Genomic DNA, 9026 nt, shown 5'->3' with positions numbered 1-9026 from the left:
CCGGCTGGTCTCGTCCAAAAGGCAGCGTGGTCTGCGGCACAGGTGTCTTTCTTCTGGCACTTACCACAGCCCTTGGTTTCAGCGTTTTCCACTTCCAGCCATTTGCCGAAGGAACTACCTGGCTTGATTTCTGGGATTTTATTGTTTCCAACAATATTTTACCCCTTGGCTCTCTCATCCTTGCACTCTTCTGCTGTAATAAGTTCGGCTGGGGATGGGATAACTTTATCAAAGAGAGCAATACCGGTAAGGGCTTAAAGGTACAGAGCTGGATGAAACCGCTCTTCCGGTTTGTACTTCCGATTATAATTGCCTTTATCTATATTTATGGAATGTTCACATTTAATTGGAAATCACGACCACCGGCTTAGCCGGTGGTTTGCTTTGACCCTATAAGGGTCTATTACCGGCACTGGAGTCTAAAGACTCATCGAAATAGGTTCGCCAAGCGCAACATCATTTACCTACAAAGCCCTTTCGGGCTTATCTTTATTTGTTACGTTTTACTGGCTCACCCGTAAACGGGTCAATATACTCTTTCAGTGTCATTTGATCATATTCCAGATCATCCTGTAACTGATTTGCTATATATTCCTGTATTTTCTTTGCATTTTTCCCTACCGTATCTACATAATATCCGCGACACCAGAAATGTCTGTTTCCATATTTGTACTTCAGATTTGCATGTCTTTCGAATATCATTAATGTACTCTTTCCTTTTAAGTACCCTACAAAATACGATACACTTATGCTTGGCGGAATTTCTACTAACATGTGTACATGATCTGGACATATCTCTGCTTCAATAATTTTTACACCTTTTCTTTTGCATAACATACTCAAAATATCTGCTATATCCTGTTTAATTTTTCCATATGCTACTTTTCTTCTATATTTTGGTGCAAAAACAATATGATACTTACAATTCCACTTTGTATGTGATAAACTATTATTATCCATATGGATACCTCCTGTGTATATTAGTGCGGTTGGCGAACCTACATTAATTATACCACCGGAGGTTTTTTTCTGTAAGCTGAAGCAATGCTGACTCACCTGCATAGCAGGTGGTTTATTTGTTTTCCAAAGCTCCGTTTTTCGGATCAGCGAAAAACTCCACAATGGCAAACAGGGCTTTGCCCTAACAATAAAAAAATAAGCTCTGTGGATTTTTCTTTTATCCACAGAGCTTATTTTCTTTGTCAGGCGGATATTCGCGCAATCCGCTCCGCTATTTACTTGATTCGGTTAAATCAGACAGATAAATCTCCCTCTGATCAGTGAACCTTCTGATCCAGCATTCTCCGGATCAGCTCAATTGTATCCTTCAGTCCATAGTTGGCACTGTTGATACACAAATCATAATTCTCCGGTTTTCCCCATTTCTCACCGGTATAAAATTCATAATATTTCTTATGCTGCTTATCCATCTGCTTCAGAAAACGTACTGCCTGTTTCAGATTCATATTACGGATATCCATAACGTGCTGCACACGAACCTGGAACGGAGCACTGATAAACAGACTGATATGAGGAATATGATTATTCTTAAGAATCGCATCTGCGCAACGTCCCATGATCACGCAGTCTTCACTCTTTGCCAGTTCACAGATCAGATCACTCATATTGAAAAATACTGCGTCCTGCTTCGGAAGTCCATGATAACGATTGAATTCCCTGAACCAGGTTTTCAGATCTGTGTGTTTTTTCTTTCTGTATTTATCAAACCCTTCAAAATTACCAGTATCACTGACTGCATTTTTGTCTGCCTGCAGACGCTTCATAACCTGATCAAAAATTTCTGCATCATAATAGTTGATCTGAAGCTGATCCGCCAGTTCAAATCCGATATCATTACCGCCACTTCCCTGTGTACGGCTGATACAGATGATCAGATGATCATTTTCGGAAATCTCATTCTGGCGTCTTGCGATCAGATTATTCAGACTGATACGTTCTTTATCTACAATATCTGTCTGTCCAAATGTATCCGGAAGACTTTCAATCTCTTTCAGAATACTGTCATACTCTATCATAAGACGTCTTCTCTCGCTCTTATCCCTGATGGTACGGGCCATGTTACTGATCAGCGCCAGTTCACTTCTGAGCAGATGTCCGTCCGGCTTGGTATACATCAGTGCTGCCAGATGACGGAGAGTTGTTTCTTTTTGTCCTGTAAATGTACGTCCCAGAGAGGAACCCACACATTTATAAACTTCTTCGTCCAGGTTATAAATGCGTATTGCAAGTTCTTTACATTTTTCCTGATTATCCTGCATAATGATCCTCCCTCCTTATAAAAAGAATACAAACATATCAATAACAAACACCGGAATCAGAAATGCCACAGACCAGAGCATATATCCGAAGAATGACGGCATCTTCACACCGTTCTCATCAGAGATTGCCTTTACCATAAAGTTCGGGGCGTTTCCGATATAAGTGTTAGCACCCATGAATACTGCACCGCAGGAAATTGCGGACAGAACCTTCGGTCGGTACAGTTCCCAGTGTGGTTGTGATTCCATTGGTAAATGCCAATGTTCCTGCTGTTGTAAGGAATACCAGATAAGTCGGTGTGTTATCCAGAAAACTGGAAAGTGCACCTGTTGCCCAGAACATCTCTGCAGGCTTGGTGATTCCAAGATTTGGTCCTACTGCTTTCAGAAGCATCAGTGCAGGCTGCATGGTAATAAAGATACCAATGAATAAAACTGCAACTTCCTGAATTGCACCCCAGGTAAAATGGTTTCTGATACGGATCTGCTTATCTGTTGTCTTAAAGGAAAGAAATGCAGCAAGCAGAATGATCACGATTTCGATCAGTGCCGGGAATGTCAGAGTTACTTCTCCAAAGAGATGAATTCCTCTTACATTGCCTGCGGCATCCTGGAATGCAGACATTCCCGGAAGTACACCGCTTAAAATTACCGCGCCAACGATCATCACAAGGAAAATGATATTGTGCAGTCCATCCAGACGAAACTGAGTACCCGGTTTACGGATATCCGGTTTACGGCCATTTGCAATATCTTTTCTGTAGGAACGTTTATCAATCTGATAAAATACAAACAGCAGAATGACCATATTAAAGATCAGTACAGGGAACAGATGCAGGCTCCAGAAGAATGGAACACCTCGCATAAATCCCATTAACAGCGGCGGATCTCCAATCGGGGTAAGACATCCACCCATATTGGAAATCATGAAGATAAAGAAGATCATAATATGTCCTTTTCTCTTTCTCCATGAATTCATTTTAATTACCGGACGTACCATCAGCATACTGGCACCGGTGGTACCGATACAGCTTGCCAGAAGAGTTCCCAGTGCAAGCAGACCTACATTAACACGGGGGGAACCTGCGAAATCACCCTCCATGGTAATATTACCTGATACGCAGAACAGGCCGAATAACAGAATGATGAATGTAAGATAATCATTCACAATACAGTCCAGAACTGTCTCTGCAGTCTTTCCGGCTCCATAAACGAAAGCAAATGGAACCACCATCAGAATGATCCATAAGGCAACAACCAGTGGCTGATGAGACTCCCACCACTCCGCTTTCACCAGAGGCATCACTGCAATACATAACAAAAGCCCTGCAAAGGGAATGCAAAGCCATACAGGTACTGTAGATGGTGCTTTACTGCCTTCTGCCGCAAATACACTCAAAGGACAAGCCAGAAGAACTGCAAAAAAAGCACCCAGTACGGTCACCAACTTTTTCAAAACTGCCACCTCCATATTGTATTTTCGTACAGCGCGATTATCATTCAGGAGATTTTTTTCATATACGTGTTTCTTCCTATTTAATATGCGCTTGTTTTTTACAGATGCAATTATATCATACAGCATACAAAAATCAATTGTGTGGATAGTGAATATTTATACTTTATTTCCTGTTTTTTTATACATTTTTTACATATTCCCTAATTATTTTCGTTTATATTTTAACGATTTAATCTTTATTACTGACATTTTTTTGTACTGCCTTATCTATTTTTTAAGATTGTACTGATTTTGAAACACATGACCCAATAACTGCTCCGCAGTTTATCACTTTTGAGCAATTAAAGCAGGGATCTTTCTTATACGCAATACGAAAAATGCTCCCCAACAGCAATTCCCGCTGTCAGAGAGCATTTCGCATATTTCTTATATGAACTGATTGGTTGCCTCATCATACTCATAATCGATGGAATGCATCTTCGCCACCAGTTCGTCTTTCTTCAATCCTCTGCATGTGCAGAGTGCTTCCAGGGAATCATAGTAATCCCTGAGCTGAGTATTCACATAACTCAGCAGAATCATTGGATCTTTGGGTATCATTTAGTTTCCGTCCTTTACCGTAACAATGAATTCCCCATTCTGAACATCCAGCACCAGAGTATCACCTGCGTGAACATCTCCGGACAAAATCTTTCTCGCCGCAAGAGTCTCTACATATTTCTGCAGATAGCGCTTCAACGGACGTGCACCATATACCGGGTCATAGCCATTCTCGATAACCTGATCCTTGGCTGCATCTGTCAGTTCCAGGGAAAGCTCCTGGTCTGCAAGACGTTTGTCAAGCTCGCCGACCATCAAGTCTACTATCTTACCAATATTGGATTTTGTCAAGGGCTTGAACATAATTATTTCATCCAGACGGTTCAGGAATTCCGGACGGAAATGGCCTCTCAGGTCATCCATAACCTGACTCTGAGCCTCAGGTTTGATCTCACCATTCTCATCAATACCATCCAGCAGATACGGAGAACCGATGTTGGAAGTCATGATAAGAATTGTATTCTTAAAGTCAACTGTACGTCCCTGAGAATCTGTGATACGGCCATCATCCAGTACCTGCAGCAGTACGTTAAACACATCCGGATGTGCCTTCTCAATCTCATCGAAAAGTACAACACTGTATGGTTTACGGCGGACTGCCTCAGTAAGCTGGCCGCCCTCCTCATATCCTACATATCCCGGAGGCGCTCCGATCAGTCTGGATACAGAATACTTCTCCATGTATTCACTCATATCAATTCTGACCATATTCTGTTCATCATCAAACAGATTCTCTGCCAGAGTTTTGGCAAGCTCTGTCTTACCTACACCTGTCGGACCAAGGAACAGGAAGGAACCGATAGGTTTGGTCGGATCCTTGATGCCGGCTTTGGAACGAAGGATTGCATCTGTAACCCTCTTCACACCTTCATCCTGACCTACAACTCTCTTGTGAAGCTGATCTTCCAGAGTGAGGAGTTTGGCTCTCTCGCCTTCTGTCAGTCTTGTTACAGGAATACCGGTCCATCTGGAAATGATCCTTGCGATCTCATCATCAGTAACTGCCTCATGAACCAGACTTCTGTCACTTTCTTTGACACTCTTCTCTTCGATTTCCAGCTGCTGCTGTAATTTCGGAAGTTCGCCGTACTGTAACTGTGCAGCCTTCTCCAGATCATAGTTCTGTTTTGCTTTCTGGATCTGCTTATTCACATCCTCAATCTGCTCACGAAGCTTCTGTAATTTCTCTACAGAATGCTTCTCATTGTCCCACTGTGCTTTCTGTGTATTAAAGGTATCACGAAGCTCTGCCAGCTCCTTCTGAAGTGTTTCCAAACGTTCCTTACTCAGGTTATCTGTCTCTTTCTTCAGTGCAGATTCCTCGATCTCCAGCTGCATGATCTTACGGCGCTGTTCATCCAGCTCTGAAGGCATGGAGTCCAGCTCTGTCTTGATCAGGGCACAGGCCTCATCCACCAGGTCAATAGCCTTATCAGGAAGAAAACGGTCTGTGATATATCTATGTGAAAGTGTAGCTGCTGCAACCAGTGCACTGTCTGTGATCTTAACACCATGGAAGACCTCATATCTCTCCTTCAGACCACGAAGGATGGAAATGGTATCCTCCACTGTAGGTTCATCTACCATAACAGGCTGGAAACGACGTTCCAGAGCGGCATCTTTCTCAATATACTGACGATACTCATCCAGAGTTGTAGCACCGATACAGTGAAGCTCACCTCTGGCAAGCATAGGTTTCAGCATATTGCTGGCATCCATAGCTCCGTCTGTCTTGCCTGCACCAACAATCAGATGTAACTCATCAATGAAAAGAATAATGTTTCCTTCACTCTTCTTTACTTCTTCAAGGACTGCTTTCAGACGTTCCTCAAACTCACCTCTGTATTTGGCACCTGCTACCAGAGCACCCATGTCCAGGGCAAAAATCTTCTTATCCTTCAGACCTTCCGGCACATCCTCTGCCACGATTCGCTGTGCAAGACCCTCGATTGCTGCTGTTTTACCTACACCAGGCTCACCGATAAGCACAGGATTGTTCTTGGTCTTACGTGAAAGGATTCTGATGATATTACGGATTTCTTCATCACGTCCGATCACAGGATCCAGCTTCTGGTTACGTGCCTTTTCAACTAAATCCTCGCCATATTTATTCAACGTATCATAAGTAGCTTCCGGATTATCACTGACTACTCGCTGATTGCCTCGTACTGTAGAAAGTGCCTGCAGGAAACGTTCCTTAGTGATGCCAAATTCCTGAAACAGCTTCTTCATGCTCGGACTTGGATATCTCAACAAGGCAAGGAATAAATGCTCTACAGAGACATATTCATCTCCCATTGTCTTGGCTTCATCCTCTGCACTGACCAGAGCCTTGTTCAGATACTGTCCGAAACGGAGCTCACCGCCGGATACCTTAACCTTAGCATCCAGTGCCTGATTCAGAGAATTTCTGAAATAATCCTTATCTATCTCCATCTTCTCGATCAGTTTAAGAATCAGGCTGTCTTCCTGTTCCAGCAGAGCATATAAAAGATGCTCCTCTTCAATCTCCTGGTTGCCAAACTGATAAGCAACCTTCTCCAAATCCTGGACAGCCTGTACGGATTTCTGTGTAAATTTACTGATATTCATAGGCTAACCCTCCTCTTATATGAGAAATATCTCTCCCGAAGGAGAAATATGTTGTTTTCTTTGTTCTGCATGTAATATAACACATGTTGTTAGCACTGTCAAGAGGTGAGTGCTAATATTTTTGTTATTTTTTTGCAAACCCTTTAAAATCAATGGTTTGCAGTATCTTATTTCTTTTGAAATTGTGATTTTTTCTGTTTTGACACCAATTTGACACCAATTTTTCTTTTTGTGGTGTCAAGCATTTAACACCATACTATCTAGTCTTGCAATCTCATTTTCAATCCTTGTCAGCTCTCCAATATGGTTATACACTTCCATTGTTACATCTATATGAGCGTGTCCCATAATATATTGAAGAACTTTTACGTCCATACGGCACTCTGCCATTCTGGTACAAGCTGTGTGACGCATTACATGAGCTGAAAACTTTGGTAACAGCTCTGCTTTCCTATGCTCTTTTTTTGCTCTCTCTACTTCGGTTTTGTTATATGCGTCTACAATGTTGTATAAAACACTATTTACGCCATTCGGCATAAGCGGTCTGCCCGATTTTGCTGTAAAGACAAACCCCGAACACCCGTCCACCTCAATGCTCTTATCCTTTGCAAGCATAAAATTGATTTTTCTTTGTTCCTCAAAGGCTTTTGCAACTTCTTGTGTCATAGGTATAATACGAATACCCGACGACGTTTTTGGTGTTGAGATATGGAACTTGCAACCGTCGCCTAAATTCTTATAAATGAGCTGGTGGTCTACATTAACCGTTTTTGCCTTGATGTTTATATCTTTCCATGTAAGACCAATAAGCTCTCCCACATCTTAACCCCGTACCAATCATTATGGTAAACATAGGATAATATGTGTTATAGACATTGCTCTGTTTTACAAACTCCATAAACTTTTCTTGTTGAGAAACTGTTAAGGCTTCTTTTTCCTCTGCTGGTTTTCCATAATCACTAATGGAACTTTTTGCAGGGTTCTTTCGGATAATATCATCATCAACAGCCATTTCTAATGCAGGATAAAGCAGGTTGTGAATATACTTGATTGTAGAATAAGCATATCCAGCTTTGGAAAGTTTCGCATAATACGCTTTAATATGTGAGGGTAAAAGCTGAACAACTTTAATATTTCCAATCTCGTCTTTTACTCTGTTTTCCCAAGCACGAACATAACTAACTCTTGTAGTATCAGCCAGCTCACGAGTTGCCATATAACGCTCAAACAACGTGTTAAGCGTCATTTTTTTGATTGCTCCGTCTGTCAATATATTATCTTCCATATCTTTTGCAATCTGCTTCTCTTTTTCTCGAAGCTCTGGTAAATCTTGTGCATAGACTGTCAATCTCTTGCCTGTTCTTACATCTGTATAACGATAACTGTATCTTCCATCATTACGCCAGTTTTCGCCCTCTCTTAATTTTCTTCCTTTTGGGTCTTTTCTACTAATTGCCATGAGAACCATTCCTTTCTGAAAAAGCCTCTTTTCTTGTTCTCACAGCGTGCTTTGTCCTTTCTTATTATACTACACACGCCAGAGAACATAAATAGAAAATCGCTCTATTCTTCCAAATATAACAAGTATTTCTTGACTTTTTCTATGGAATAAAGAACCCTGCGACCTATCACAATTTTTGCTCCTGCCTGCTCGCCAATCTTTCTTGCAGTAGCACGACCACAAGATAACCTAGCAGACAGTCCCTCTATATCAACAGCAATCGGCTGTTCCGTTGCTCTTATCTTCGTTTTATTCATATTCCAACACCTTACCTCGCTGGAACATCACATCATTTAACACATCAGTATTTAACATAATGTAACACCCCCTTTACTGTGTGTCTATTTATAAGTTACATAAGCAGACAGACGGCTTTGGAAAGCTCCATTAGTATCTCAACTATTCCCATTCTTGTGGGCAGAACCGCACCATGCGGACGTATCATTATTCTGTGAGGATAGGTCATGGCAAAACGACTTTTCCAACAGTCGCTCTCGGATCACTGCGTGGGTCGCTCGCTTTCTTTTGGAAAGGTCGTGGCGTACAGTCCCCGTGGCTCGCTATCTCACAAACGTATCTGTCTGCTTTATTCAGTTGT

General features: G+C 41.8%; 5 protein-coding genes and 3 pseudogenes. 1 reads left to right on the top strand and 7 read right to left on the bottom strand.

Annotated elements, in window-relative coordinates; genetic code table 11:
- A pseudogene (locus tag AC075L_RS19160) lies at window positions 1-371 on the top strand (sodium-dependent transporter); the annotation flags it as partial.
- A 118-nt stretch (window positions 372-489) separates the two neighbouring features.
- On the opposite strand, the gene tnpA reads toward AC075L_RS19160, so the two are convergent.
- The 7 genes and pseudogenes from tnpA to AC075L_RS19125 all read right to left on the bottom strand — a co-directional run bounded on the left by tnpA (window position 490) and on the right by AC075L_RS19125 (window position 8685).
- Complete coding sequence (gene tnpA, locus AC075L_RS19155; RefSeq protein WP_118408900.1) at window positions 490-960, bottom strand: IS200/IS605 family transposase; 471 nt, start codon at window positions 958-960, stop codon at window positions 490-492.
- Window positions 961-1277: 317 nt separating this feature from the next.
- The gene (locus AC075L_RS19150; protein WP_055052587.1) at window positions 1278-2279 is read right to left on the bottom strand and encodes a cytidylate kinase-like family protein; all 1002 of its coding nucleotides are present in this window, start codon (window positions 2277-2279) and stop codon (window positions 1278-1280) included.
- Window positions 2280-2294: 15 nt separating this feature from the next.
- Window positions 2295-3735, bottom strand: a pseudogene (locus tag AC075L_RS19145) (sodium:proton antiporter).
- 426 nt (window positions 3736-4161) lie between these two features.
- Window positions 4162-4335, bottom strand: a complete 174-nt coding sequence (locus AC075L_RS19140) for a DUF4250 domain-containing protein (RefSeq protein ID WP_008706656.1) — start codon at window positions 4333-4335, stop codon at window positions 4162-4164.
- Entirely contained in the window at window positions 4336-6927 is a 2592-nt protein-coding gene (gene clpB / locus AC075L_RS19135; RefSeq protein WP_055057264.1) for an ATP-dependent chaperone ClpB, read from the bottom strand.
- A 237-nt stretch (window positions 6928-7164) separates the two neighbouring features.
- Window positions 7165-8386: pseudogene (locus AC075L_RS19130) on the bottom strand (tyrosine-type recombinase/integrase).
- A 104-nt stretch (window positions 8387-8490) separates the two neighbouring features.
- Window positions 8491-8685 carry a hypothetical protein gene (locus tag AC075L_RS19125; RefSeq protein WP_055168632.1) on the bottom strand — a complete coding sequence of 65 codons (195 nt, stop codon included), beginning with the start codon at window positions 8683-8685 and terminating at the stop codon, window positions 8491-8493.
- Window positions 8686-9026 lie beyond the last annotated feature (341 nt).

The sequence above is a fragment of the Blautia sp. ZXY-1-B12 genome (genome assembly GCF_056339915.1).
The sequence above is the reverse complement of the archived record's forward strand: the minus strand, read 5'-3'. Positions and strand labels throughout refer to the sequence as shown.